Origin of the sequence: Janthinobacterium sp. NFX145, from assembly GCF_049810325.1 — a bacterium.
Classification (GTDB): Bacteria; Pseudomonadota; Gammaproteobacteria; order Burkholderiales; family Burkholderiaceae_D; genus Janthinobacterium; species Janthinobacterium rivuli.
In genome coordinates this window covers 3,164,288-3,190,326 of record NZ_CP187360.1, presented here as the reverse complement: position 1 = coordinate 3,190,326, position 26,039 = coordinate 3,164,288, and the positions used below count along the sequence as shown (strand labels likewise).

Below are 26,039 nucleotides of genomic sequence, written 5' to 3'. Positions count from 1 at the left end.
TCAAAATCAAGACCGCTGTGGCCGTTTGTCTGAATCATAGGGGAATGCATGGCAATCATGGCAACCTGGGGATGACACGATGGCGACACTGATACACGATCTGATCTTCGAAACGGCGCAGCGCAGCCCCCATGCGCCGGCCCTGTCGTGGCAGGGTGCGGAGTTGAGCTATGCCGCGCTGGCGCAGTCCGTGCGCGAGGCGGCCGCTACCTTGCTGACCCTGGGCTTGCAGCGCGGCGCGCGCGTGGCCGTTTACCTGGAAAAACGCCCGGAAAACGTCAGCGCCATGTTTGGCGCGGCGGCCGCCGGCGGCGTGTTCGTGCCCGTCAATCCGCTGCTCAAGCCGGAGCAGGTGGCGTATATCCTGGCCGACTGCAACGTGGACATCCTCGTCACTTCGCGCGAACGCCTGGCGCAGCTGGGCCCGGCGCTGGCCGCCTGCCCGGACTTGCGCACGGTGCTGCTGACTGGCGAAGGCGAGGCGCAATCGAGTCTGGGCAAGATACGGCTGCTGCCGTGGAACGCCGTGCCTGTCGCTGGCGTGCCCTCGGCCCAGCCGCACGGGGCCATCGACATCGACATGGCCGCCATTTTATATACCTCGGGCAGCACGGGGCGGCCGAAAGGCGTGGTGCTGTCGCACCGCAACATGCTGGCGGGCGCGCTCAGCGTGTCGGGCTATCTGCGCAACACGCCGGAAGACCGCATTTTGTGCGTCCTGCCGCTCAGTTTTGATTATGGCTTGAGCCAGCTGACGACGGCGTTTGCCAGCGGCGCCTGCGCCGTGCTGATGAATTATCTGCTGCTGCGCGATATCGTCGAAGCCGTCGAGCAGGAAGCCATCACGGGCCTGGCCGCCGTGCCGCCGCTGTGGGTGCAGCTGTCGCAGCTGAGCTGGCCCCTGTCCACGCCCCTGCGCTACATCACCAATTCGGGCGGCGTGATGCAGCGATCCACGCTCGACCGGCTGCGCCAGTCGCTGCCGCGCACGCAGGTCTACCTGATGTATGGCCTGACGGAAGCGTTCCGCTCGACCTATTTGGCGCCGGAACAGCTGGAGCGGCGCCCCGATTCCATCGGGCAAGCAATTCCGAATGCGGAAGTGCTGGTGCTGCGTCCGGACGGCAGCGTGTGCGACGCCGACGAGCCAGGCGAACTGGTGCACCGCGGCGCGCTGGTGGCGCTGGGCTACTGGAACGACGCGGCGCGCACGGCCGAGCGTTTCAAGCCGCTGCCGCCGCAGGCCAGCGGCCTGGTGCTGCCGGAGCTGGCCGTCTGGTCGGGCGACACGGTGCGCCGCGATGCGGACGGCTATCTGTATTTCGTGGGCCGCAGCGATGACATGATCAAGACGTCGGGCTACCGGGTCAGCCCGGCCGAGATCGAGGAAGTCGCGTATGCGAGCGGACTGGTGGGCGAGGCCGCCGCGCTGGGCTTGCCCCACGCCGTGCTGGGCCAGGCCATCGCCTTGCTCGTCACGCCCGCACCCGGCGTGGAATTGCAGCGCGACAGCGTGCTGGCCGCCTGCCGCGCCCGCCTGCCCAGCTATATGGTGCCGCTGTGGGTGGAGATCCGCGATGGCGTGCTGCCGCGTAATCCGAACGGCAAGATCGATCGCCCCTTGCTGGCCAGGGAACTGGCGCGCGCGTATGCGGTCCAAACAGGAGGTGCGGCATGAAGGACTTGATCCGCTCGAACAATACGGAATTGCCCACGCACTCGCACTTGGGCCAGCAGTTTGCCGTGGATGGTGACATGCTGCAGATCGGCGGCGTGGCCCTGCGCCAGCTGGCCCAGAGGGTGGGCAGCACGCCGTTCTACGCCTATGAACGCGCGCACATCACGCGCCGCGTGGCCGAACTGCGCGCCGCCTTGCCGGCCGGCGTGCACCTGCATTACGCCATGAAGGCCAACCCCATGCCGGCCGTGGTGCAGTGGCTGGCGGGCCTGGTCGATGGCATCGACGTGGCCTCGGGCGGCGAACTTGCCACCGCGCTCGATACGCCGATGGCGCCGCAGCGCATCAGTTTTGCGGGGCCGGGCAAGCGCGATGGGGAGCTGGCGCGGGCCGTGGCCGCTGGCGTCTTGATCAACGTGGAGTCCGGCGCCCAACTGGAAAAGGTGGCGCTGGCCAGTGAACGGCTGGGCGTGGCGGCCAGGGTGGCCGTGCGCGTGAATCCTGATTTCGCCTTGCGCCGCACGGGCATGCGCATGGGCGGCGGCGCGCAGCCGTTCGGCGTCGATGTGGCCCTCGTGCCGGCGCTGCTGGGCCGCATCGGCCAGCTGGGCCTGGATTTTCACGGCTTTCATCTGTATGCGGGTTCGCAAAGCCTGTCGGCGACAGCCCTGGCCGAAGCGCAGGCGCTGAGCGTGCAACTGGCCCTGCAACTGGCCGATAGCGCGCCATCGCCGGTGCGCACCCTGAATATCGGCGGCGGCTTCGGCGTGCCGTATTTTCCCGGCGATCAGGCGCTCGACCTGGCACCCGTGGCGGACGGTTTGCAGCGGCAGCTGGCCATCCTGGCCCAGGCGGCACCGGGCGTGCGCCTGAATCTGGAACTGGGCCGTTATCTGGTGGCCGAAGCCGGTATCTATGTGTGCAAGGTGATCGAACGCAAGGTGTCGCATGGACAAGTATTTCTCGTCACGGATGGCGGCTTGCATCATCACTTGGCGGCCTCCGGCAACTTTGGCCAGCTGATCCGCAAGAATTATCCGGTCGCCATTGGCAACCGGCTGCACGGCGGGCCGCGCGAAGTGGCGTCCGTCGTGGGGCCGCTGTGCACGCCGCTGGACTTGCTGGCCGACCAGATGGAGATGGCGCGCGCCGAAGAGGGCGACCTGGTGGTCGTGTTCCAGTCGGGCGCGTATGGCTTGACGGCCAGCCCGACGGCCTTTCTCGGCCATCCGCTGCCGGCCGAGGTGCTCGTATGAGCGGCCTGTGCGGTTGGCTGGCGGCGGCGAACGGGGCTGATGCTGGCTGGGCTGCATCCGATGGCGCAGCCCAGACTGCGCTGGCAGGCATGGCCGCGCCCTTGTCGCGTTTCGATAGCGCACCGCTGGCCGCCAGCGTGAGCGAAGTGGGCGGCGTGGCCGTGGCCGCCATCGACGGCAGCCGCCATGTATATCAGCAAGATGGCTTGCAAGTGGCTATCTGGGGCCGGCCCGAGCTTGACGGCTCGGCCGACGACGTGGCGTCCCGCCTCGCGTCCCTGTGGCTGAGCCGGGGCGTGGCCGCCTGCGCCAACCTGTCCGGGCCTTTCTGTCTGGCCATCCTCGATTCCTTTTCCGGCTCGGCCCTGCTGGCCGTGGACCGCGCCGGCATCCACCCGCTCAGCTATGCGAGCAATGCGCAAGGCTTGTTCTTTGCCTCCTCGCATGACGCCTTGCTGGCCCATCCATCCGTGAGGGGCGCGCTCGATCCGCAAGCGCTGTATCACTATTTATTCTTCCACATGGTGCCCGGCCCGGCAACGGCTTATCTTGGCCAGCAGCGCCTGCTGCCCGGCGAATACCTGCATGTGCGCGGCGGCAAGCAATGCAAGGGCAGCTACTGGCAGCTGGCCTTCCACGAGCCGCCAGCAGGGCGCGCGCGGCCCAGCTTTGCCAGCAACAAGCAGGAATTCCTGCGCCTGCTGCGCCAGGCCGTGGAAAGCAGCCTGGGCGCGGATGGGGCGGACACGGGCGCGTTTCTCAGCGGCGGCACGGACAGTTCCACCCTGGCCGCCATCATCGGCCAGGTGACGGGCCGGCCCGCGCGCACGTATTCCATCGGCTTCGACGCTCCCGGCTACGATGAAATGGCGTATGCGCGCCTGGCCGCCAGCCACGCGGGCAGCATCCACCACGAGCGCTACGTGACGCCGTCCGACGTGCTGGCCGCCATCCCCGCCATGGCGGCCATCTTCGACCAGCCTTTCGGCAACGCCTCGGCCATTCCCGCTTACTATTGCGCGCAGATGGCGCGCGAGGATGGCGTGACGCGCCTGCTGGGTGGCGATGGCGGCGATGAATTGTTTGGCGGTAATGAGCGCTATGCGCACCAGGCCTTGCTGTCGCAGTACGAGCGCTTGCCCGTCATGTTGCGCCAGGCCATCATCGAGCCGCTGCTGTTCCGCCAGCAACGGGGCAAACCGTGGCGGCTGGCCGACAAGGCGCGCCGCTACATCGAGCAAGCGAGCCTGCCGCTGCCGGCACGGCTCGACAGCTACAACCTGCTGCTGCGCCACGGCCACCGCACGGTGCTGGAAGCGGGCTTCATCGACACCATCGACCCGGGCATGGCGCCCGGCTGCGTGAATGGCGCGTATTGGGAGCGCCAAGGCCAGGGTTTGAGCCAGATTAATGAACTGCTGGCCCTGGACATGCGTTTTACCCTGGCCGACAACGACCTGTTCAAGGTGCGCAAGGCGTGCGAGCTGGCAGGCGTGGAAGCGGCGTTTCCCTTCCTGCACGATGCGATGGTGGCGTTTGCCGCGCGCCTGGCGCCGCGCGACAAGCTCGACGGCATGCGCCTGCGGCCTTTCTTCAAGCGGGCGCTGGCGGAAATCCTGCCGCCGGCCATCGTGCGCAAGAAAAAGCACGGCTTCGGCCTGCCTTTCGGCCAGTGGCTGCACAGCCATCCTCCGCTGCGCGAATTCGCGTTTGACAACTTGACCCAGCTGCGCGGGCGCGGCATCGTGCGGCCCGCCTTCATCGACGATCTGCAAGGGCGCTTGCTGGCGGAACACCCGGCTTATCACGGCACCATGGTGTGGCTGCTGCTGATGCTGGAACAATGGCTCAGCCAGCATCCGGGCGCGCTGAGTGCGCTTGCCGGCGGTTTTGCCGCATGCGCCACAGAAACGCCAGCCGTCCTCGATCCCACGGCGTAAAGCGGGGCAGTTGCAGCAAGTCCAGCTCCGCGCCGGGACGCGCCACGCCCCAGTCCGTCGCCACGGCCGCCTTGAAACCGAGGCTCTTGACCATCGCCACGTGCGGCGCGCCATAATCGCGCCCGGCCTTGCCGTTCGGATACGCAAACAGGGTCACGGGCGCCTGGATCAACGCTTCCAGCTGGCGCTTGCCGTCGGCAATGTTTTGCCGCGCGGCGTGGTCCGGCAAGGTGGATAAAATTGGATGGCTGTCCGTGTGCGCGCCCAGCTCCATGCCGGCCGCCTGCAACTGGCGCAGCTGCGCCGTGCTCAGCATGGCTGGCGGGCCTGCCGCCACGCCCGCCTGGCGGCGGATGTACATGGCCAGCTGCTGGCGCCGCGCGAACGGCAGGTATTTGAGCTGGCCCAGAAGGGTCGCGATGGCCGTTTGCCGCTGCGCCAGGCTGGCGACGGCGAACGCTCCCAACTCATGCTCGCGCAAGTCCAGCATAGGTCCTGCCGCCTGGCGCACGGCCTCGATCACCGTGTCGTTCCACATCTGGCCCCCGTCCAGGTAGCCCGTGGCGATGAAAAACGTGGCGTGCAAACCGTGGCGCCGCAGCAGCGGCAGGGCGATTTGCGCATTGTCCGCATAGCCGTCGTCAAACGTGATGCAGGCGGCGCGCTGTGGCAGGCTGCCATCTTGCAGGCGCTGCACGGCCTCTCTGAGCGGCAGCGGCGTATAGAAACGTTTGATAAGGCGCAACTGGCGCTCGAACAGCACGGCATCGACTTCGCCGGGAAACAGCGGGTCGGGCCGCGCCAGCACGCGGTGGTAAATCAGGATGGACAAGGTGGCCGTCATGGCTGCTCCGCGATGGCTGGTCCGGGTTTGGCCCGGCGGATCGTGGGCGTGGGGGCCGTGGCTTGCTGCTCGACGACGATGCGTGTGGCGATCAGGGCGGCCATCAGGTAATACGGCATGTCGAAGTACAGCAGGCTGAGGAAGGCGCCGCCCACGGCAAAGCCGATCAGGCTGGCCTGGCTCATGGTGGCCAGGCCCAGCGCCCAGCGCAATTCAGGCTTGCCCCGCGTGCGGCGGATGATGGCGGCGGCAGTGCGCCAGGTGGCGATGCCCAGCGCCAGGTAAATCAGCAAGCCGACAAAGCCGTGTTCGCCCAGCGCCTGGAAATAAATGCTGTGCGCCGCGTGCACATCCATGGGGTTGGGCGCGTAGCGGGCAAAGATGGCGGCGTCGGACACGTCGAAGCCGCCGCCGGGAAAACGGTCGCGCGCCAGGTTCCAGGCCATGCGCCAGGCGTTCAGGCGGCCCATGGCGGAAACATCGTCCTGGTAGGTATTGATGGTGTCCATGCGTTCGGCCCAGCGTTCGGGCATGAAGGCCAGCAGCAGCGGCGCGACCGCGCCGAGCAGCGCGCCCAGCACCAGCTTGCGGTCGCTTTTCAGCCACATGAACAGGCCCATGGCGGCAATCGCCAGCAGCCCGCCGCGCGAATACGAGCCCAGCGCAGCCAGGGCCGACAGCAACATCGCCGCCGACAAGCCATGGCGTACCCAGCGCTTGTCCGTGTTTTGCTGCAAATAATACATGAGGGGGATGGTGATGATCAGGGCCAGGGCCAGGGAATTGTTATCGCCAATAAAGGTTTCTTCCGGCCCCCAGACCCGCTCCGTGCCGCCGCTGCGGATGGTGAAGATGCCGCCTTTTACGCCGTAATAGCCGATCGAGCCGACCAGCACCCAGACGAGGCGCACGATGTCGCGCCGCGTGCGTATCACCATCATGATGACAAAGCTCATCAGCATGATCTTCATGACCTTGTTCCACTGCACCCACGACGCCGCCGGCAGCAGGGCGAACGGGGCCGTGACATTCATCCACGCGACAAACAACAGCAGCAGCACGCTGACGGGCGTGAGCGGCAAGCTTTTCGGCTCGCGCGTCATGAGCAGGCTGAGCAGGGTGGCGACGGCGATGATGAAGGCGAACGGCATGTGGGTGGCAAAGCCCCAGCCCTGCGTGTGCGGATTCATCACGCTGACCCAGACCCACATCAGGCCGCCGATGGCCGGCGACTTCAGGATGAAGGGCAGCGAACCGAGGATGATGATGGTAATCAGTATGTCGCGCATGAAGGGGGACGCTCCTGGTTGTGTCCGGGCTGGCAAGGACTTGATGCCTGTCAACGGGCTGGCGGGCAGGCTCAGTACACTGGATCAATACTGCTTGATGCATAGTTTTGTCATGGTAAGACCAAGGAGGCATGTCCTTGTTGACCGTTCTCATGGCGACCTACAATGGCGCCGGCACCTTGCCCCAGGTATTGCGCGCCTACATGGGTCTGCGTTCTCCCGTGGGCGGCTGGCGCCTCGTCATCGCCGACAATGGCAGCACGGACGCCACGGCCCAGGTGATCGCCGCCTTCCGCGGCCGTTTGCCTTTGAGCGATATCTACGTGGCGCGGCGCGGCCGCAGTCCCGCCCTGAACGGGGCCGTCGAACACGCCTTGCGCCTGGGCGGCGATGGCGGCGAGCTGTACGTGTTTGGCGACGACGACGCCATGCCCGCACCGGACTGGCTGTGCCGCTTGCAGGATAGCGCCCGCGCCCACCCCGGCTACGCCCTGTTCGGCGGCGCCATCGTGCCCGCCTGGCGCCAGCAACCGGAAGACTGGCTGCTGCGCCTGACGCCCGTTGGCTTGACGTGGGGCATCACCAGCCCAGACCTGCGCGACGCGCCCATCTATCCGGGCCTGGTCTGGGGCGCCAACATGGCGATACGCCGCCGCATCTTCGAGGCGGGCGCCCGCTATGACGAAAGCATCGGCCCGCAGGGGGCCAATTACGCCATGGGCAGCGAAACCCGGCTCAACCTGGAAATGCATGCGGCCGGCAATCCATCCTGGTTCTGTCCGCAGGCGAAAGTGGCGCACATCATCCGCGTGCCGCAAGTGCAACGCGCCTGGATACTGCGCCGCGCCATGCTGTTCGGCCGGGGCCAATGCCGGCTGGCCACCTTTGCACCGAGCGTGGAGTTGCTGGGCGTGCCACGCTGGATGCTGGGCAGATACGTGCGCGACACCCTCGGCGCTGTGCGGGCCTGGCTGCGGCGCGACCACGCCGACCTGTTCCTGCGCCAATGGGAGCGGGCGTGGCTGCGCGGTTTCTTTCATGAAGCGTGGCGGGGACGGCGCAAACGCTTGCCGCGCATCGTCATCAGCAGTTATTCAGGCGAGCTGGGCGGCATGGAGCTGCGCATGGCGCAAGAGGCGAAAGTGCTGGGCGCGAGCGGTTACGACAGCGTGCTGGCCCTGCGGCGCTTTCCCGGTTTTACGCAGTGGGTACAGGGCCTGCGCGCGCAGCGCTTGCAGGTGCAAGTGTATGAACCGCCATTGTTTCTCGAACACTGGGCCTGGCGGCGCTGGAATTGGTTGCGCGCCAGGGTCACGGGCGCCTGGCGGCTGCGGCGGCTGCGGCCCGATCTGGTTCACGTGGCCTTTTGCTGGACCAGTTATGGCGCGTCCATCCTGTGGCTGGCCCGGCAATGTCGGCTGCCGGCCGTGATCAGCGTGCACAATGCGTTTCCCCTGGAAGCCTTCAGCGACTGGCAGCGGCCCCGGCTGCTGGAAGCGTTTCGCAGCGTCAAGGGCGTGTATGCCGTGTCGCCGTCGGCCATGCGGCATTTTCTTGAGCTGTACCGCGGCATGCTGGCGCCACAAACGCGGCTGGCCGTGATTCCGAACGGCGTCGATACGGACACGTTTATCGTCTCGCCCGAACGGAGAGTATTGGCGCGGCGACAACTCGGGCTGCCGCCGGACGCGCTGGTGCTCGGTTGCGTGGCGCGGCTGTCGGCACAAAAGCGTCCCCAAGCGCTGCTCGCCCTGTTCGCCAGGCTGGCCGCGCAATTTCCCAACTTATATCTGGTGCTGGTGGGCACGGGGCCGCTGGAAGCCATGCTGCGGCTGCAGGCACAGCAATCGGGCTTGCAGGAGCGCATCGTGTTTGCCGGTTTCCAGCAGCGCGTCGAGTTGCTGATGCCGGCCTTCGACTTGCATGTGTTGCTGAGTCAAAACGAGGGCTTCGGCATCGCCACGATCGAAGCCATGGCTTGCGGCGTACCGGCCGTGGGGACGGACGTGCCGGGCACCCACGACATCCTGCATGACAGCGAAGGCGGGCTGCTGTTGCCGCTCGACGACGAGCACGCCGCCTGCGCGGCCGTGGCGACGCTGTTGCTCGATGCGCCCCGGCGCGCCCGCATGGGACGGCTGGCCCGCGAAGAAACCGTGCAGCGCTATTCGATGCCGCGTCTGGAACGCCAGCTGCGCGCATTTTACGCCGGCCTCGTGTAGGCGCGGGCGGCCCGCATGAGTGCCACCCGCCATTCGTTTTTCTTTTCCTTCGCCGAAAAATATACGGTGCTGCTGCTGGGCATTGTCGCCACCATGGTGCTGTCGCGCCTGCTGACGCCGGCCGAGGTGGGCGTGTATTCGCTGGGCGCCGTGCTGGTGGCCCTGGCGCAAGTGGTGCGCGATTTTGGCGTGGGGCAATACCTGATCCAGGAAAAGCAGCTCGATACCGTGAAATTGCGGGCGGCGCTGGCCACCAGCCTGCTTGTCGCCTGGCTGCTGGCGGGCCTGGTGCTGCTGGCCAGCGCGCCGCTCGCGCAGTTCTATGGCGAACCCCGGCTGACCCTCGTGCTGCGTTTGCTGTCCATCAATTTCCTGCTGATACCGTTCAGCGCCTTGACGTTGCCGATGCTGCGCCGGCAACTGCGCTTTCGCGCCATCTATGCCATCAACGCGGCCAATAGCTTCGTCAACCTGCTGGTGGCCGTGCTGCTGGCGCTGCAGGGCTACAGTTACATGAGCATGGTGTGGGCGGCGCTGGCCGGTTCCTGCGCCTCGCTGCTGGTGAGCCTGCTGGTGCGGCCCAAGGAGCTGCCGTGGCTGCCGGGACGGCGCGGCATGGCAGATATCGCCCGCTTTGGCGCGTATGCGACCGGTGGCGGTCTGGTCGACGAGGCGGGCGTGGCGGCGCCAGACCTCATCATCGGCAAGCTGATCGGCATTGAAAGCCTGGCTCTGTTCGGCAAGGCGCAAAGCGTGCTCAACATCTTCAACCAGGCTATCACCAGCGCGATTTCTCCCGTCGTGTTTCCCCTGTTCGCGGCGCGTGCGCGCGAGGGTGGGGGACAGGGGGGGCGGGGCGGGGCGGAACTTGTGTATTTGCGCACGATCAGCTACATGACGGCGCTGGCCTGGCCGTTTTTTCTCTTTCTCGCCTGCATGGCTTTGCCCCTGGTCAAGGTGTTGTATGGCACGCAATGGCTAGCCTGTGTGCCCTTGATACGCATCATGTGCCTGTCTTCGGCCGTGTATAGCATGTTCAGCATGGCCCGCTACCTGTTCGTGGCGACGGGCCAGCTGCACGCGCAAGTGCGGCTCGATGCCTGCGCCGGCGTCATCAAGGTGGCGCTGCTGCTGGCCGCGGCGCCGTTCGGCCTGGTGGTGGTAGCTTGGGCCGTGGTGCTCAGCAACGTGCTGCGCAGCTGGCTGAACTACGGCTGCCTGCGGCGTTTGAGCGCGCTGGACTGGCGCATCCTGGCGCGGGCCGTGCGCAAGAGCCTGCTGCTCTGCGGTGTCAGCGCCTTCGCGCCCGTCGCTTCGCTGCTGTGGCTGCCAACGGAAACCCCGGCGCTGCTGGCGCTGACGGGCACGGCGCTGGCCACCTTGCTGTGCTGGCTGGCCGGCCTGTTCCTGTTGAAGCATGAGCTCGCTGGTGAGTTTTTGTTATTGCAACGCAAGCTGGCAGGCCGCTGGCTGGCAGTCAAATCCACGAAAGGATGACCATGCGTGTCGGTATCTTGTCCTACCCGATGCTGTTCCAGCGCGACGGCGGCTTGCAGATCCAGGTACGCGAAACCATTGCCGCGCTGAACCGGCTACCCGTGCAGCCGGCGCGGCCCCTGGAAGTGCAGTTGGTCGACGCCAACCATGAGCGGCTGGCCGATTTCGACGTACTGCACGTATTTTCGGCGAGCAACGGGACTTACCGCATCATGGAAATGGCCAGCGAGCAAGGCGTGCCCGTGGTGCTGTCGCCGCTGCTGTCGCCGGGCTGGGGCCGGGCCAGCGCCTGGCGCGCACGGCTGGCCGACCGGCTGGCGGGGCGCCTGACGGAGTGGATGGTGCAAACGAGCTATGCGCAAACCCGGCGCGCCTTGCAGCTGGCCGACGTGGTGATCGCCCTGGGCGAGGCCGAGCGCGACGCCATTGCGCAAGGTTTCGGCATGCCGGCCGACGCCATTCGCGTCCTGCCAAATGGAATCAATCCGCATTTCTTCACGGCTAATGGCGACCTGTTCCTGCGCGAAACGGGCATCGCCGGGCCGTTCGTGCTGATGGTAGGCAGTATTTCGCCCTACAAAAACCAGCTGGGACTGGCGCAGGCGCTGGCGGGTGCCGGCTTGCCCCTGGTGCTGATCGGCGCCGCGCCGCGCGAGCAGCAAGCGTATCTGCAACTGTTGCTGGACTTGCCGCACGTCAGCTGGCTGGGCGCGCTCGACCACGCCGATCCGCTGCTGGCCAGCGCCTACCATGCGGCGGCCGTGGCGGCCTTGCCCAGCCAGGGCGAGGTGTTTCCCTTGAGCGTGCTCGAAGCGCTGGCGGCCGGCACGCCCGTCGTCATGACGGCGCAAAGCGCGCTGGACTTGCCCGATTCCGCCTTCGCGCTGCGCAAGGTGCGCTGGGACGATGGCCACGCGCAGCGCCAGGCCATCCTCGAACTGCTGGCGCTGCCGCCCGAACGGGCCCGCGTGCAAGCGCTGGTGGAGCGCTTTACGTGGGAGCGGGTGGCGGCCCAGATCGCCGATTGTTACTACCAGGCCCAGTCCTTGCCTGCCAGGAGGCAGCATGCTGTTTAATTCCTTCGCCTTCCTGTTCGGCTATCTGCCCATCGTGCTGGCTGGCTATTTTCTGCTGGACCGCTGGGCGTCTGCCGGGGGCAGCAAGGCCAGCTGGCGCCTGGCACCGGCCGCCTGGCTGGCGCTCGCCTCGCTGTTCTTTTATGCCTGGTGGGACGTGCGCTACCTGCCGCTGCTGCTGGCCTCGATCTGCTTCAACTACGGCGCCGGCCGCCTGATCGGCTCTTGCGCGGGCGGGGCCCGCAAGCGCGCGCTGGTCGCGGCCCTGGCCTTGAACCTGGGGCTGCTCGCCTACTACAAATATGCGAATTTCTTTATCGACAGCATCAATGCCGTCGCCGCCAGCACCGGAGGTCTGCCGTGGGCTGGCCTCGACATCATCCTGCCCATCGGTATCTCGTTCTTTACCTTCACGCAGATCGCCTTCCTCGTCGATTGTTACCGGGGCGAGGTGCGCGAGTACCGTTTCATCCACTATGTGCTGTTCGTCAGCTATTTCCCGCACCTGATCGCCGGCCCCGTGCTGCACCACCGCGACATGATGCCGCAGTTCGCCGACCCGGCCAACGCCCATCCGCGCGCCGCCAATTTCGCCATCGGCTTGTCGATCTTTACTATTGGCCTGGCAAAAAAAGTGCTGATCGCCGACAACCTGTCGCCGCTGGCCATCCCTGTTTTTGCGGCCGGCGCGCAGCCGACCCTGATCGAAGCGTGGATCGGCGTGCTGGCCTATACCTTCCAGCTGTATTTCGACTTTTCCGGCTATTCCGACATGGCCATCGGCCTGTCGCGCCTGTTCGGCGTGAAATTGCCGCTGAACTTCAATTCGCCGTACAAGGCGGCCAATATCGCCGACTTCTGGCGCCGCTGGCACATGACCTTGTCGCGTTTCCTGCGTGACTATTTATATATCCCGCTAGGCGGCAGCCGGCGCGGCGAAGCCATGCGCTACCGCAACCTGATGCTGACCATGCTGCTGGGCGGCCTGTGGCATGGCGCCGGCTGGACCTTTGTCATCTGGGGCGGCTTGCACGGCCTGTACCTGGTGCTGCAGCAGGCGTGGCAGCGCATGTTTGGCGCGGCCACGGCGCGTTGGTGGCCGAGCTTGCTGACTTTTCTTGCCGTCATGCTGGCCTGGATCTTTTTCCGCGCGCCCGACGTGGCCACGGCCTGGGACATCACGGGCGCGCTGGTGGGCGCGAACGGCGTGAGCCTACCGCGTGGCCTGGCCAGCCACGCGGCCAGCCTGGCGCAGTGGGGCATGCATCCGGCGTTCGACGGCATCCGCTGGATCGAACTGGTGGGCCCGGGCTTGCCCGTGTTGCTGGGCGCCATGCTGCTGGCTTTCCGGGCGCCAAACACGCAAGAAATATTCTTTCTCTACGAGCCTGCCATTGAAAGAATCTTTCAACCGGCTGGGCGCTGGGCCTTCAGTTGGCGGCCCACCTCGCGCTGGAGCCTGGGCTTTGCCGCGCTGTTCATCGCCTGCATTTTTGGCATGAACCGGGTTACCGAATTTCTCTACTTTCAATTCTGACCATGGATACCAACGCCCGCCGCTATCTCGCCGTCTTCCTTGCCTGCGCGCTGGGCGCGCTGGCCCTGGTCTCCGCCGTCAACTATCAGGTCGATCCGTACTTGCTGCACCAGTGGGACAGCCCGCTGGTGCAGCGATTGCGCCCGACCAACGAAAAACTCAGCGTGTGGGGCAAGACGTACGCCGTGGCGCGTTACCGGCCCGCCGTCGTGTACATCGGCAATTCGCGCACGGAAATGGGCTTGCCTGCAAGCAGCATGCGTACCTTGTTCGATGGCAAGAGCGTCTTCAACAGCGCCGTCTCGGGCGCTTCGATCGGCGACGCCATCCGCCTGGCCGAACACGCGGCCCGGGTCAGCCATGTCGACACCCTCGTGTGGGGCATCGACGCGCCTTCGTTTTCCCTGGAGCTGGGCTCGGCCGGCGTGGAGCCGGGCTTGACGGATGACGGCCCCGCATTTTTCGCGCGGCGCGCCTTGCTCAACCTCAAGCGCGGCCTGACGGTGGACATGACCCACGACAGCTGGCGCATCCTCAGCGGCACTTATGACGGCGTGTGCCTGTCCAGCCTGGCCTTGCACGGCCAGCGCGACGAGTCCTGCATCACCAGCCGCAACCATGGCTGGGCCGGCACGGCGCGCGCCTTCAAGCCGCGCCTGCAGGAGTTCGGCGATGGCGCCGGCCCCACCGAAGCGGCGCTGCATGCCTTCGATGCGAGCGTCGGGAAGCTGTGCCGTGGCGGCACGCGCTTGCGCCTGTACATCAATCCCACGCACGCGCTCACGCTCGACGCCCTGTACTGGCGCGGCAAGTGGGACGCCATGGAAGCATGGCAGCGCGACTTGGCGCAGATGGCCGGGCGCTACCGCAGCCAGGGCTGCGACGTGCGCGTGTATGATTTTTCCGGTTTCAACAGCATCACCAGCGAGGCTATCCCGCAAGTGACAGGCGCGCGCGAGATGCGCTATTACTGGGAAGCGTCGCACTACCGCGACAATGTGGGCCGCTTCATCCTGGCGCGCCTGTTCGGCGGCCCGGTGCCGCCGCCGGCGGACTTCGGCGCCGAGCTGACGGAAACCGGCATCGCGGCCCACCAGGCGGCCATGCGCGCCGCGCGCGAGCGCTATCACGCGCGGCACGCCGAGGAAACGGCGTATCTGCGCCACGTGCTGACCTTGCCGCGCGAACCCAAATAGGCGGCCAGGGACGCCAGGCGTACACCGTGGGGCAGGGCGCTTGCGCTATGATGGTGTTTTGCCATACAGCAAGTTCCAGGACGCCCCATGAAAATCGCCTTCTTTGCCAGCCAACCCTACGACCGCCGTTTCTTCGACGAAGCCTTGCCGTCCCAGCCCGACGCCACCGGCATCGAACTGGTCTACCACAGCGCTTTGCTGAGCCAGGAAACCGTGGTCCTGGCGCAAGGCGCCGACGCCGTCTGCGTCTTCGTCAACGACGTGCTCGACGCACCCGTGCTGGAAGCCCTGCACGGTTACGGCGTGCGCGCCATCCTGCTGCGCTGCGCCGGCTACAACAACCTCGACCTGGAAGCGGCCAAGCGCCTGGGCCTGTTTGTCGCCCGCGTGCCCGCGTATTCGCCGGAAGCCGTGGCCGAATACACCCTGGCCCTCGTGCAAACGCTGAACCGCCACACGCACCGCGCCTACGCCCGCGTGCGCGAAGGCAATTTCTCGCTCGATGGCTTGCTGGGCGCCACCTTGCACGGCAAAACGGTCGGCATCGTCGGCACGGGCAAGATTGGCCTGGCCACGGCGCGCATCTTCAAAGGCTTTGGCTGCACGGTGCTGGGTCACGACCCGTATCCGGCGCCCGCGTTCGGGGACCTGGGCACGATGGTGGAATTGCCGCGGCTGCTGGCCGAGTCCGACATCGTCTCGCTGCATTGCCCCTTGATGGACAGCACGCGCCACATGATCAGCGAAGCAACCTTGCCGCTGATGAAGAAGGGCGCCATGCTGGTGAACACCTCGCGCGGCGGCCTGATCGACACGGGCGCCGTCATCGAGGCGCTCAAATCGCGCCAGCTCGGTTCCCTGGCCATCGACGTCTACGAGCAGGAAAGCAATCTGTTCTTCCAGGACCGTTCGTCCGACATCATCGACGACGACATCTTCCAGCGCCTGATGACCTTCCCGAACGTGCTGGTGACGGGCCATCAGGGTTTCTTCACGATGGAAGCGCTGCGCGAGATCGCCGCCATCACGTATCACAACCTGGCGTGCTTCCGTGAAGGCAAGGCGTGTGAAAACAGCGTCTTAAGCAGCTGACGCCGGTTTTTTAGGCTTGGGCGGCGGCTTGGGTTTTGGCAGCGGCAAGGCGTCGGCCGTGCGCCGCGCCAGCTGGCTGAGCCAGTCGCGCTCGTCCCACAGCCCGCCATCGATGCGGAAATACGGCTTGGCTTGCGGATAGGGCGGCGCTTCCTGCAGCGAGCCTTGTGTACTGATCCAGGCGCGTCCCGCGTCCGTCGGCTTGATGAACAGCTGGTCGTCGGCGACGATGGCGAACATCTTGCCGTCGCAATACAAACCATATTCCCCAAACATTTTCTTCGCGCTGATGCTGCCCGCGCCCGCCATCTGGTCGAGCAAAAAATCCACCGTGCCTTGCTGTGATGCCATGTCGTCCTCCGTGTGAAGGAATAGTGTAGCGCACTGGCAAGGATTCTCCGGCAAGGCTACACTACGGCCATTGATTTTTATACATGACGTATTTGCACATGACACCCGAGCATATTATTCACCGCGGCATCCGCATTACCACCCTGGCCGCCAGCGACGCCATCGAAACCCATTGCGCACCGGGCCACACGGCCATCCGCCAGCAGGCTGACGGCTGGTGGCTGTATTTTGTCGACGAAGATGGCAAGGTCGACGGCTACGACAGCCCGTTCGCCAGCCATGCCGAAGCGCTGTGGGCGGCCAAGGCCGCCGCCGAGTTCAGCGCGCAATGAAGGCCAGTCCATGGGCCTTCCTGGGCTTGCCGCAAGCGCCCGTGCCGGAAGCGGAAAGCGCGGACTACGGCGCTTGCCGCACAGAACTGCATGGCAAGCGCCTGGTCCTGCGCGTGGCGAAAATCACGCCGACAAAAACCGGCCAGTTCGTCACCGTCTGGAAGCGCCCCCATCCCGATGCCGACATCGCGCCGCTGGACGAAGCGGATCCTGTTGATGTCGTCATCATCTCCGTCAGCGATGAGGTACAACACGGTTTTTTCATTTTCCCGCGCAGCGTGCTGGTCGAACGGGGCGTGATGTCGCGCTCCGGCCAGGGCGGCAAACGGGCGCTGCGCGTGTATCCACCCTGGTGCGCGCCGGAATCGGTCCAGGCTTTGCGTACGCAGCGCTGGCAGAGTGCCTGTTTTGTGGCGGCGGGAGATCAACGAAGGCTGGAACAACTGTTCGGGCAGTGATTGTCGGTGGTAGCACAAGTTCCGTAGTGCAGGTTCAAGCCGGTGGTGTAGTTGCAGGCGATAATTGGCTGCTGCACTTGAACCCCTCGGTCCTTTACTCTCCGGGCCCGCTGGCTCAGCTACAAGTTAGGTTGCGATATGGAGTATTCATTTTCACGCTTGACAATTGCGGCCAGTTTGGCTTGTTTAATCATGGGTGCGGCCGCTCTTCAACAGATGCGCCTTGGTCGCCCCATCGCTAAAGTAAAATACTCTCTGCTTAAATTGGCGGTGTTGGTCTGGCTGGTGAGCGGGCTATTTGTCGGAACATTCTATAGTCACGGATTCGATGTGGCGTGGTACATTTTTGGTGCCGCCGTTAGTTTGGCCGGATGTATCGTCGCAGGCATTGCGGTGCTTGCCTGGGCGGTTTTCACAAGACGCAAGCAGGACAGATAGTAGACTGTATGAAGTGACGAATTTCGTTGCCGACCGATATTTGCTTCCCGCTGCGGATGCAATCGGTCACGCCAGCAAAGGCGGAACGCAACGCATCCGGGAAAATGACCTCCCATGGCCGATATCTGACGGCCTGTCGCAATCCCGCATGGCGGCAGGGTGCGCTGACGTATCGTCAACTTTTCCTTCCTGGCATCCGTCAACCACCATTGAAAGAAGCGTTCATGCGAGTTCATCCCCTGGCATTCATCGTGACCCTGTTGTTCGCAAGTAGTGCCCAGGCGGACGCATTGGACGACATCATCAACGCCGAAATGACGATGCGGCAAATCCCCGGCCTGTCGCTTGCCATCATCGAGAATGGCAAGATTGTTAGGGCGCAAGGATACGGTGTCACGGAAAAGGGCGGCAAGACGCCGGTCAGCCCGCACACACTGTTCCAGGCCGGTTCGGTCAGCAAACCGGTGGCCGCACTGGGGGCGTTGCATCTGGTCGAGCTAGGCAAGCTTGCGCTTGACGATGACGTCAACACCAGGCTGCGCACGTGGAAACTGCCGCACAACGCCTTGTTGGCCGAACAGAAGGTGACCCTGCGCAGGCTGCTCAGCCACAACGCGGGACTGACCGTGCACGGCTTTCCCGGCTACGCCAGCAATGCGCCAGTACCCAGCGTGGTCCAGGTGCTCGACGGCGAGAAGCCCGCGAATACCGCAGCCATTCGCGTTGACATCGTTCCAGGCAGCAAGGTGCGTTACTCGGGTGGCGGCTATACCGTCATGCAACAAATGGTGGCCGACGTGAGCGGCCAGGCGTTTCCCGACTACATGCGCGACGCCGTCCTCAATCCCTTGGGCATGAACGAGAGCTCGTATTTGCAACCGCCGCCAGCCGAGCGCGCGCGCCTGAATGCCAGCGGCCACCTTGCCGACCGCAGCCTGGTCGCGGGACGCTGGCATGTGTACCCTGAAATGGCGGCGGCCGGCTTATGGACCAACGCGTCGGACCTGGCGCGCTTCGCCATCGGGGTACAGCAGTCCCTGGCTGGCACGTCCAACCCCGTCATCTCGGCAGCCTTGGCCCGGCAGATGCTGAGCCCGCAAAAAGAGAACGCGGGCCTGGGCGTCTTCCTTCACGGCAGCGGCAGCGCGCAACGCTTCTCGCACGGCGGGCGTGACGAAGGCTTCGATACCTTGCTGACGGCATTTTCCGGCACAGGCCAGGGTGTCGTGATCATGATTAACGCAAATGACAATTCCCGCATGATGGACCGCCTGACGGCCGCCATCGGCCGCGCCTATCACTGGCCAGAAGCCGATTACGACGTGTTGCTCAAGCAACCCGCCATCAACATCGATGCCAAGGAACTCATCCGCTACACGGGCCGCTACGAGTTGGCGAACAATACGATGGGAACCTTCGATATGCAGGGTGGTCAGCTACGCAGCATTTTCGATGGCTTGCCCGACGAAACTTTCGTGCCTGTCGGCCGGCATCGCTTCCATTCGACGTCGCGCAATTGCGAACTGGCGTTCGTCGTCGATGCGCAGGCAGAGGTGACAGGCGTCGTCGTGACGACCAAAGACAAAGCCAACACGGCGCCGCGCATCGGCCCGCTGCTGCACACATTGGCAGCACGCACCGACCCCAAGCCTGCGCGCACCCGGAATGTGCAGGCTGTGCTGTCCGACATTGGGCGTGGCGGCAGCGCCCTGGCCAACTCGGATTTTGCCACGCCCGGCATCAAGAACAATTTTGGCACACAGGCTATTGGCGAACTGGTCAATGTCAAGTCGCTGACTTTTTTGCACGAGCAAGCTGTCGCTGGCCGCGAGATCGAACGGCATGGCAGCAAGGTGGACAGCGTCCTTGCCTTCCACGTGAGCGGCATCAAGCCGGAGCGAAAATTGTTGGTTTACCTGACCGCGGACGGTTTGCTGACCGACTTCGATCTGGTGGACGACTGAACGCCCGGCGTGGCTAGCCTTCATTCTTTTGCGCGCCTGGATCCGCATTCACTGACAGGCCAGTACTTGTCAGGTGATCAATCTTGTAGAATTTTTTGTTCATTGGAAATAATAAATCAAACCAGAATCTCCATATTGAAAGAAAAACGATGCTGTCACTGACAATATCTGCACTTTCTTTTTTGTTGATGACATCCACATTCGTGACTGCCCAAGTTGGCGATCATTCACATGCGGAAAAGATAGATGATTATTCCGCCAAGATCGACAGCTTGGTCAAATCAACAAGCCCAAGAAGTTTTAATGGCGTCATTCTCATCACGAAGAATGGCAAGGAGAAATACGCAAAAGCCTTTGGTTATTCTGATGTTGAAAATAAAACACGGTTGAGGCTGGAAGATAATTTCCGAATCATGTCGAATAGCAAGCAAATTACGGCTGTGTTGATTTTGAGGGAAGTTGAAAAAGGCACGATAGACTTGCAAAGTCCCGTTAGAAGATATTTACCCGATTTGCCGCAGGCCTGGGCCGACGAGGTGACGGTGCATCAACTGCTCAACTTTTCAGCAGGAATCACGGAAATCGACAAGCCACTCAGCTTCAAGCCCGGAACGGACTTTCTGTATGGCGTTACGACTTATTCAATGCTGAGCAATATTTTTGAAAAAGTCAGCGGAAAAATGTATGTTGATGCAGCGCATGAGCTGTTCAGAGAGCTGGGGATGGTGAGTAGTTTCTGCTATGAGGAAAACAAGAATAATAACGTCATCAATGGATATGTCAATACGAAAAATGTATTCGCACTGAAGGAACATCCTGTTCAGGGAAAAGGCTGGACAAGCTTCATCCCGGCAGGGGGAATTGTTTCAAATGTGAAGGACTTGAATATCTGGGATGAAAAACTTCATAAGGGGAAGATTTTGAAGGCCGAAACCTATAAGCTGATGACGAATTATTCCATATCCAGCCAGCACGTGGCTTTCGGTGACAGAGAAATCGGTTATGGTTACGGTGTTTATGTGAGTGACAAGGATACGGTCAAGTATATAGGCCACTCCGGGAAGGGCTTGGGCTTTGCCTCGATCAAAGTCTATTTCCCTGAAAAAGATGTTGATGTCATTGTTTTGGAAAATCAGTTTAGCGAAGATAGTGGCGTTCATTACCATTTCGAAATAAAAGTAAGGGAAATAGTAATGAACAGCAGCCTTTTGAAATAGCTGAACCTCCGCGCATCAGCCGTCTTGCAAGGTGCTGGCTGTGATCCTGCAATCACGCTCGGCCGAAGAATGCGCTTGAAGGCCATACGCTAACGCGAAGCTCCCTTGGCCGTTTTGACTTCCACCATGCTGCCAGCGTTGTCACACGTTACAGCGGCGCATATGCCGGCGACAGTGGCAGGCTCGAGTGCCAGTGCAAGTGCCAGTTCCGCGCCGTCATGCGCCAATGGGAGAATAAAAGCGGCATCGGCTTTATATTGCATGTTTTCCTTGTTTTGCCTTGTAAGTTGGGTGCAATTAAAAATACAATACAAGAAAATTACCAAGGGAAAATATGGGTATCAAATATCGCGTCGATGAAGACCTCGCATTCCTGGAGTATTGCAAGGAAGAGGATTTGCGTATTTTGGCTGGCTATCTCACGCACGACAAAGATCAGTCGGCTCGCATGGCCAGCGAACTTCTTGCAGATGATAACTTCAAGAAGTTTGCTGGAAAGACGGACCAGTACCAGCAATGCTGGCAGTTGATTGCCGGCGAGCTTCAGCATTTCGGCGGCGACACTATCGTCAACCTGTTTCGTGGCGATGGCGTGCTGTACAAGGAGATTTTGTCGGACGTGTGCGATAACCAGAAAGTCAAAACGGAAAAAAACAGTTCCGCCTATGCGATGGAAAACAAGCTGCTGGAGAAATTCATCGGCGATGCCTGGGAAAAGCTCGGTGCGGAACAACGCGCTTCGCTGCTGAAGGAATTTGATATCGGCTACAACTCACGCGATGGGGACGGATTGGCCTTGCTGAAAGCGGCCTTGTTGAGTGGCATCGGTTCCCTGCAAATATCTTCGCTGATCGCCAGATCCGCTGCAAGCATGTTCGCGGGACGGGCGCTTGGCGTCATTGCGACAGGTGGTCTGGGCAGAAGCCTGGCCGTGTTTGCCGGCCCCGTCGGATTGGCCGTGTCGGCCGCGCTCACCGTGCCCGCAATCAGCGGCGCCGCTTATCGTGTAACGATTCCTGCCGTCATTCAAATCGCTTATATGCGCCGGGAATGTGAAGCACGTGAATTTTTCTAAGGAAGTATAAATGCTGCAAGAAACAATATGGATCATCGACCAGGCAAAATTGAAGCCAGTGTTGATACAAGCGATGGCGGAAGGCAAGGCAGCCATACATGACGGCGTGGCATACTGGGCCGAGGGCAGCGGCGGGTCTGGCATCATCCAGCATCTTCCATTCAAGGAAAGTGCGGCCAAGAGCGTGGAAGAAGCGCTGAAAATGGCGCAGGCGACGACGGTGATCGCCGCGGCCGTGTCGACCGGCATTATTCTTGCCGCGATCGTGGTGCAGACAAAATATTTGGCAAAGAAACTGGATAAAATCCAGGCCACTGTCGATGTCATTGCGCAAGATGTGCGCTCGCAGCACATTGTATTTTACATGGGTAAGATCAGTGAATATGTGGGACTGGTGGAGGCAGCGCGAACCTTGTTGCAGGATCGTAGCCTGGCATCGGAAATACGCGAGCTTGCCATTCCGCTGTTGACCAGCATGGCGGCGAAACGCAATGAAATCCTGTCCTTTATCGATAATATTCTTGCCATGGCGAAGTCGTCCAATGACGTGACCCAGACGCATTTAGCGTCGATCACCAATTTCGCCCAATTAATGCTCGACATGATGCCTGCGGGAATTCATATCGAATACCTGCTTTGCGCGCGTATTGGCAAACTGCGGCTTGCAGAACATATCCTGCTCGATGGTGCGGGGCGATTCAACGATGGTTTGCAAGTTTTCCGTCAGTTCATGAATGAGTTACACCGCGAAGTGATACGCGGCGTCGCCGGAGCGCGCAGCGAGGTTTATCGCTCGCTTGAAGCAAATGCGAGGCAGCTTTTCCAATCCGAGCACGGGAAAATTCTGCTGTCGCTGCCGGCGGGCCGCGCTGCCAGCTAACTACGGGCTGCCCGCCTGCGTCACTGCGCTCACCACATAGCGGTATTTCCCCGACGCCTCCGCCGCGATCTCGTCGACCTCATCGATGGCGATGTCCACGTGCGCGCCCAGCCTGGCCTGGAAGCCGGTGACGATGGCCGTGCGCGTGGCGGCGTCCAGGCGCGGCAGGCAGACCAGCAGCACGCGCGTGCGCAGCAGGCTTTCCTGGATGATTTTAAAACTGCGCACCTGCGGCAGTTCGCGCACGATGTAGACGAGGGCCAGGCCGTGCATGACGGTGCCATCGACGGCCGTGAGGAAATCCGTGCTGCGCCCTTCGATTTTCTGCAGCAGGGGCAAGCCGCGGCCGCAGGCGCACGGCTCGGTGCCCAGCGCGCCCACGTCGCCCGTGGCGTAGCGGATGAAGGGGTAGTCTTGCGTGGCCAGGTGGGTGACGACGATGTCGCCCGTGGCCCCTGGCGGCAGCGGCTGGCCCTGGCCATCGACGATTTCCACGATGATGTCTTCGGCCGTGATGTGCATGCCGCCTTCCGGGCATTCGTGGGCGATGAAGCCCGCGTCGCGCCCGCCGTAGCCGTTGGCCACGGGGCAGCCGAAGGCGGCGGCGATTTGCGCGCGCTGCTCGTCGTACAGGCGTTCGGCCGTGACAAACGCCACTTTCACGCCCAGGCCGTCGAGCGGCAGGTCGCGCGCGCTGGCGTGGCTGGCGATGCGGCACAGGGCGGACGGGTAACCGAACAGCATGCGTGGACGCCAGCTGCGCAATTGCCTGACATAACCATCGAGCCGGTCGGGCGACATGGCAAACGCGGGCAGCAAGGTCGTGCGCAGCAGCGCGTCGCGCAGGCGGCGCACGCGGTCTTGCGCGTGCAGTTCGATGGGCGAGCCCCACAGCACGGCTTCGCGGTCGCCGATGTCGACGCCCCACCAGCGCGTGGCGCGCCACTTGGCGGCGATGTCATGGCTGACCCTGCGCCTGCCAAGAAAAAATTGCAGCGGTTCGCCGCTGGAGCCGCCTGTGGCGAAGGGGCGCAAACCCACGGCGCGCGATGATTTGAAACTGTCGCGCGCGCTGGCGATATCAACCTTCCTCAGCAGCGGCAGGCGCGACAAGTCGGCCAGTTGCCGCACCTGTTCCGGATCGAAACCGCTGCGGGCGAACAGGGCGCGGTAATACGGCACGTGCTCGGCCGCATGGCGCAGCAGCGCGCGCAGGCGGGCCAGCTGCCATTCCTGCAGCTGCTGCGCGCTCCACCATTGCGAGCGTTCCAGCCGGCGCAGCAGGCGCGCGCTGCGGTGGCCTTTGATCCATTCATGCAGCGGAAACAGCCAGCGGGCGACGCAGCGCGTGTAGGCGCCAGGACGGGGCGCGGCGCGGATGCGGCGGTAGTGGGCGGCCAGCCTGGGCGCGATATCGGCCCAGCCAAAGGTGGCGGCGTGCGCCAGGCCCGCGTCGACCAGCGCTTGGGCGCGCGGCGGGTCGCGCAGCAGCGCCAGGATGGCCTGCGCCATGGCGGCCGGATCACCGGGCGGTACCAGCAGCGCCGTCACGCCGTCTTGCAGCAGGGCGGGGATGCCGCCCACGTTGGTGCTGACGACGGGCACGCCGCAGGCCAGCGCCTCGAGCACGGAATTGGGCATGTTGTCGGCCAGGCTGGGGTTGAGGACGACGTCGCTGGCCTGGTACAGCGCGGGCATGGCGGCGTTGTCGACGGGGCCGGCGAAGCGCACGGCGTCCAGAACGCCGAGCGACCTGGCCAGGCGCGCCAGCGCCGCGCGCTGCGGCCCGCCGCCGGCCAGCACCAGGCGCGCCGCGGGAAAAGCCTCGCGCACGATGGCAAAGGCGCGCACGGCGCTGGCGTTGTCGTACAGCGCTTCCAGGTGGCGCGCCACGAGAATGCAGGGGCCATCGGCCACTGGCGCGCGCGGCGCGGCGGATGTGGCGCGCGTAAAGCGCTGCAAGTCCAGCACGTTCGGCACGATATGCGCCGTATGCCCATATTGTTCGAAGACGCCGGCCAGGTAGGCCGACGGCACGACGATGGCGCTGGCGCGGCGCAGGCTGAACGCCACCAGGCGCGGCGCGCGGGCGAAAAAAACGGCCGCTTCGCCACCCCGGTAATTGAGCAGGGCCGGCTTGCCTTTCAGGCTGGCGATCCACAGCGCGGGCGCGGCCTGCAGATGCCAGGACCAGCCGGAATTGGCCATGATGTGGAACAGGTCGACGGTATTGGCCGCGCGCCACAGGCGCCACAGGTGCACGGGCAGGCGTAGCGCCGCACGCAGGTAGCGGATGCGCGCCAGCCATGGGGGCAGATGCGGCCCGTTGACGGCCAGCAGCTGTACATGCGCGCCATCTTCGCGCAGCTTGCGCGCCAGTTGCGCCGTCTGATTCGCCATGCCGCCGGCCGGCGGCGGCAGTGGGCCGACCAGCGCGACGCGCAGGCCCGCGAAGATCATGGCGCGACTCCTGCCAGTTCCTCCGCCATGCGCACCGCCGTCACGCGCGCATACACGGGCGCATAGCGGCTCACGCTGGCGTTCCAGCTGCGCTCCGTCTCGACGAAGGCGCGCGCCTGACGCCGCAGCGCCGGCCAGCTGGCGGGTGCCAGCAGCAGCGACAAGATGGCCTGCGCCAGCGCCCCGGCGTCGCCGGCGCGAAACAGCATGCCCGTCTTGCCATGCTCGACCAGTTCGCGGTGGCCGCCCACGTCGGACGCCACCACGAGGCGGCCTTGCGCCATCGCCTCCAACGGTTTCAAGGGCGTCACCAGTTCCGTCAGGCGCATCGGCAGGCGCGGATACACGCAGATGTCGACCAGCTGATAATACGCGGCCACCTGCGCATGCGGCACCCGGCCCGCGAAGACCACGGCGTGGTCTATGCCCAGCTGCGCCGCCAGCGCCCACAGCGCCGCCTCCTGCGGACCGCCGCCGGCCAGCAGCAGCCGCAATGCCGGCTGCGCCGCCAGCAGGCGCGGCATGGCGCGCAGCAGCAGGGCCAGTCCCTCGTAGGCGTAAAACGAGCCGATGAAGCCGATGACCAGGTGTCCGTGCAAGCCCAGTTTGCGCGCCAGCCACAAGTCGTCGGGCGCCGTGACGCTGAAGGCTCCCGCATCGACGGCGTTTGGAATCACGGTGATTTTATGTGCCGGCACGCCGCGCGCGCACAGCTCGCGTCGCAAGCCGTCGCAGATGGTGGTGACGGCATCGGCGCGGCGCAGCGCGTAGGTTTCCAGCGCGCGCGTGAGCCGGTAGCGCAGGCCGTCGGGCCGGCTGCTGCCATGGTCGGCGGCCGCGTCTTCCCAGAAGGCGCGCACTTCATACACGACGGGAATGCCCAGCGCGCGGCCCGCGTTGAGGGCGGCGATGGCGTTCAGCGCCGGCGAATGCGCATGCAGGATGTCGGGTTTGATCCGTTGCGCCAGCCGGCGCAGGCGCACGGCCAGGCCGACGATGACGGCCACCTGCCGCAGCACGGGCAGGCGCGTCCACCAGCGCGCACTGGGCGCCGTGCGGTAGAAATGCCAGCCGTCGACCAGCTGCTGCGCGCCGTCGGCCGGCCCCTGCTTGGCACTGGTGAGCTGCGTCGTGTGCCAGCCCATCGCGCGCTGCTGCCGCAGGATGGCCAGGGTGCGAAACGTGTAGCCGCTGTGCAGGGGCAGCGAATGGTCGAGGATGTGCAGGATGCGCATGG

Annotated in this window: 22 protein-coding genes; 16 read left to right on the top strand and 6 right to left on the bottom strand. The window is 64.1% G+C overall.

What is annotated here, in order from left to right; all coding sequences use genetic code 11:
- The first annotated feature begins 79 nt into the window (after nt 1-79).
- The 3 genes from ACPJXG_RS14340 to ACPJXG_RS14330 are packed head-to-tail and all read left to right on the top strand — an operon-like array spanning nt 80 to nt 4,874.
- Entirely contained in the window at nt 80-1,678 is a 1,599-nt protein-coding gene (locus ACPJXG_RS14340) for an acyl-CoA ligase (AMP-forming), exosortase A system-associated (RefSeq protein ID WP_425254677.1), read from the top strand.
- Entirely contained in the window at nt 1,675-2,934 is a 1,260-nt protein-coding gene (locus tag ACPJXG_RS14335; protein ID WP_425254676.1) for a pyridoxal-dependent decarboxylase, exosortase A system-associated, read from the top strand. The genes ACPJXG_RS14340 and ACPJXG_RS14335 overlap by 4 nt, the downstream gene beginning before the upstream one ends.
- On the top strand, nt 2,931-4,874 hold the full coding sequence (locus ACPJXG_RS14330) for an asparagine synthetase B family protein (protein ID WP_425254675.1): 1,944 nt from the start codon (nt 2,931-2,933) through the stop codon (nt 4,872-4,874). Before ACPJXG_RS14335 ends, ACPJXG_RS14330 begins: the two co-directional genes overlap by 4 nt.
- Here ACPJXG_RS14330 and ACPJXG_RS14325 read toward each other — a convergent pair.
- Together ACPJXG_RS14325 and ACPJXG_RS14320 are read right to left on the bottom strand one after the other, a co-directional pair.
- Complete coding sequence (locus ACPJXG_RS14325; RefSeq protein WP_425254674.1) at nt 4,783-5,718, bottom strand: polysaccharide deacetylase family protein; 936 nt, start codon at nt 5,716-5,718, stop codon at nt 4,783-4,785. The genes ACPJXG_RS14330 and ACPJXG_RS14325 overlap by 92 nt on opposite strands.
- A complete protein-coding gene (locus ACPJXG_RS14320; RefSeq protein WP_425254673.1) occupies nt 5,715-7,007 on the bottom strand; it encodes a putative O-glycosylation ligase, exosortase A system-associated in 1,293 nt (430 codons plus the stop codon). The genes ACPJXG_RS14325 and ACPJXG_RS14320 overlap by 4 nt, the downstream gene beginning before the upstream one ends.
- Nucleotides 7,008-7,144: 137 nt before the next feature.
- Here ACPJXG_RS14320 and ACPJXG_RS14315 point away from each other — a divergent pair, with 137 nt between their 5' ends.
- From ACPJXG_RS14315 to ACPJXG_RS14290, 6 genes are all read left to right on the top strand, one after another.
- Nucleotides 7,145-9,229 (top strand): glycosyltransferase, encoded by a 2,085-nt coding sequence (locus ACPJXG_RS14315; RefSeq protein ID WP_425254672.1) that lies wholly within the window; start codon nt 7,145-7,147, stop codon nt 9,227-9,229.
- A 15-nt stretch (nt 9,230-9,244) separates the two neighbouring features.
- A complete protein-coding gene (locus tag ACPJXG_RS14310) occupies nt 9,245-10,726 on the top strand; it encodes an oligosaccharide flippase family protein (protein ID WP_425254671.1) in 1,482 nt (493 codons plus the stop codon).
- 2 nt (nt 10,727-10,728) lie between these two features.
- On the top strand, nt 10,729-11,802 hold the full coding sequence (locus ACPJXG_RS14305; RefSeq protein WP_425254670.1) for a glycosyltransferase family 4 protein: 1,074 nt from the start codon (nt 10,729-10,731) through the stop codon (nt 11,800-11,802).
- Nucleotides 11,792-13,339: an MBOAT family O-acyltransferase gene (locus tag ACPJXG_RS14300; protein ID WP_425254669.1), complete on the top strand. Its 1,548-nt coding sequence runs from the start codon at nt 11,792-11,794 to the stop codon at nt 13,337-13,339. Before ACPJXG_RS14305 ends, ACPJXG_RS14300 begins: the two co-directional genes overlap by 11 nt.
- 2 nt (nt 13,340-13,341) lie before the next feature.
- Nucleotides 13,342-14,535, top strand: coding sequence for a hypothetical protein (locus ACPJXG_RS14295; RefSeq protein ID WP_425254668.1), 1,194 nt, complete (start codon nt 13,342-13,344; stop codon nt 14,533-14,535).
- Nucleotides 14,536-14,622: 87 nt separating this feature from the next.
- Nucleotides 14,623-15,627, top strand: a complete 1,005-nt coding sequence (locus ACPJXG_RS14290; RefSeq protein WP_425254667.1) for a 2-hydroxyacid dehydrogenase — start codon at nt 14,623-14,625, stop codon at nt 15,625-15,627.
- Here the strand turns inward: ACPJXG_RS14290 and ACPJXG_RS14285 are convergent.
- Nucleotides 15,616-15,978: a TfoX/Sxy family protein gene (locus ACPJXG_RS14285; protein WP_176390606.1), complete on the bottom strand. Its 363-nt coding sequence runs from the start codon at nt 15,976-15,978 to the stop codon at nt 15,616-15,618. The two genes, ACPJXG_RS14290 and ACPJXG_RS14285, sit on opposite strands and share 12 nt — an antisense overlap.
- Before the next feature lie 83 nt (nt 15,979-16,061).
- Here ACPJXG_RS14285 and ACPJXG_RS14280 point away from each other — a divergent pair, with 83 nt between their 5' ends.
- The 5 genes from ACPJXG_RS14280 to ACPJXG_RS14260 all read left to right on the top strand — a co-directional run bounded on the left by ACPJXG_RS14280 (nt 16,062) and on the right by ACPJXG_RS14260 (nt 20,387).
- Nucleotides 16,062-16,310 (top strand): hypothetical protein, encoded by a 249-nt coding sequence (locus ACPJXG_RS14280; protein ID WP_425254666.1) that lies wholly within the window; start codon nt 16,062-16,064, stop codon nt 16,308-16,310.
- Nucleotides 16,307-16,768, top strand: coding sequence for a MepB family protein (locus ACPJXG_RS14275; RefSeq protein ID WP_425254665.1), 462 nt, complete (start codon nt 16,307-16,309; stop codon nt 16,766-16,768). Before ACPJXG_RS14280 ends, ACPJXG_RS14275 begins: the two co-directional genes overlap by 4 nt.
- 138 nt (nt 16,769-16,906) lie before the next feature.
- Nucleotides 16,907-17,206 carry a hypothetical protein gene (locus ACPJXG_RS14270; protein WP_425254664.1) on the top strand — a complete coding sequence of 100 codons (300 nt, stop codon included), beginning with the start codon at nt 16,907-16,909 and terminating at the stop codon, nt 17,204-17,206.
- 26 nt (nt 17,207-17,232) lie between these two features.
- The gene (locus ACPJXG_RS14265; protein ID WP_425254663.1) at nt 17,233-19,170 is read left to right on the top strand and encodes a serine hydrolase; all 1,938 of its coding nucleotides are present in this window, start codon (nt 17,233-17,235) and stop codon (nt 19,168-19,170) included.
- A gap of 149 nt (nt 19,171-19,319) precedes the next feature.
- Nucleotides 19,320-20,387, top strand: a complete 1,068-nt coding sequence (locus ACPJXG_RS14260; protein WP_425254662.1) for a serine hydrolase domain-containing protein — start codon at nt 19,320-19,322, stop codon at nt 20,385-20,387.
- Between the two features lie 89 nt (nt 20,388-20,476).
- Here ACPJXG_RS14260 and ACPJXG_RS14255 read toward each other — a convergent pair whose 3' ends face one another.
- Nucleotides 20,477-20,650 (bottom strand): hypothetical protein, encoded by a 174-nt coding sequence (locus ACPJXG_RS14255; protein WP_176390611.1) that lies wholly within the window; start codon nt 20,648-20,650, stop codon nt 20,477-20,479.
- 71 nt (nt 20,651-20,721) lie between these two features.
- Between ACPJXG_RS14255 and ACPJXG_RS14250 the strand changes: the two genes are divergently transcribed.
- Both ACPJXG_RS14250 and ACPJXG_RS14245 read left to right on the top strand, forming a co-directional pair.
- Nucleotides 20,722-21,462, top strand: a complete 741-nt coding sequence (locus ACPJXG_RS14250; protein WP_425254661.1) for a DUF3944 domain-containing protein — start codon at nt 20,722-20,724, stop codon at nt 21,460-21,462.
- Between the two features lie 10 nt (nt 21,463-21,472).
- Nucleotides 21,473-22,342: a hypothetical protein gene (locus ACPJXG_RS14245; protein ID WP_425254660.1), complete on the top strand. Its 870-nt coding sequence runs from the start codon at nt 21,473-21,475 to the stop codon at nt 22,340-22,342.
- Here ACPJXG_RS14245 and ACPJXG_RS14240 read toward each other — a convergent pair whose 3' ends face one another.
- Together ACPJXG_RS14240 and ACPJXG_RS14235 are read right to left on the bottom strand one after the other, a co-directional pair.
- Nucleotides 22,343-24,802 carry a glycosyltransferase gene (locus ACPJXG_RS14240; protein ID WP_425254659.1) on the bottom strand — a complete coding sequence of 820 codons (2,460 nt, stop codon included), beginning with the start codon at nt 24,800-24,802 and terminating at the stop codon, nt 22,343-22,345. It abuts the gene before it with no gap.
- Complete coding sequence (locus ACPJXG_RS14235; RefSeq protein ID WP_425254658.1) at nt 24,799-26,037, bottom strand: TIGR04063 family PEP-CTERM/XrtA system glycosyltransferase; 1,239 nt, start codon at nt 26,035-26,037, stop codon at nt 24,799-24,801. Before ACPJXG_RS14235 ends, ACPJXG_RS14240 begins: the two co-directional genes overlap by 4 nt.
- Nucleotides 26,038-26,039: the final 2 nt, after the last annotated feature.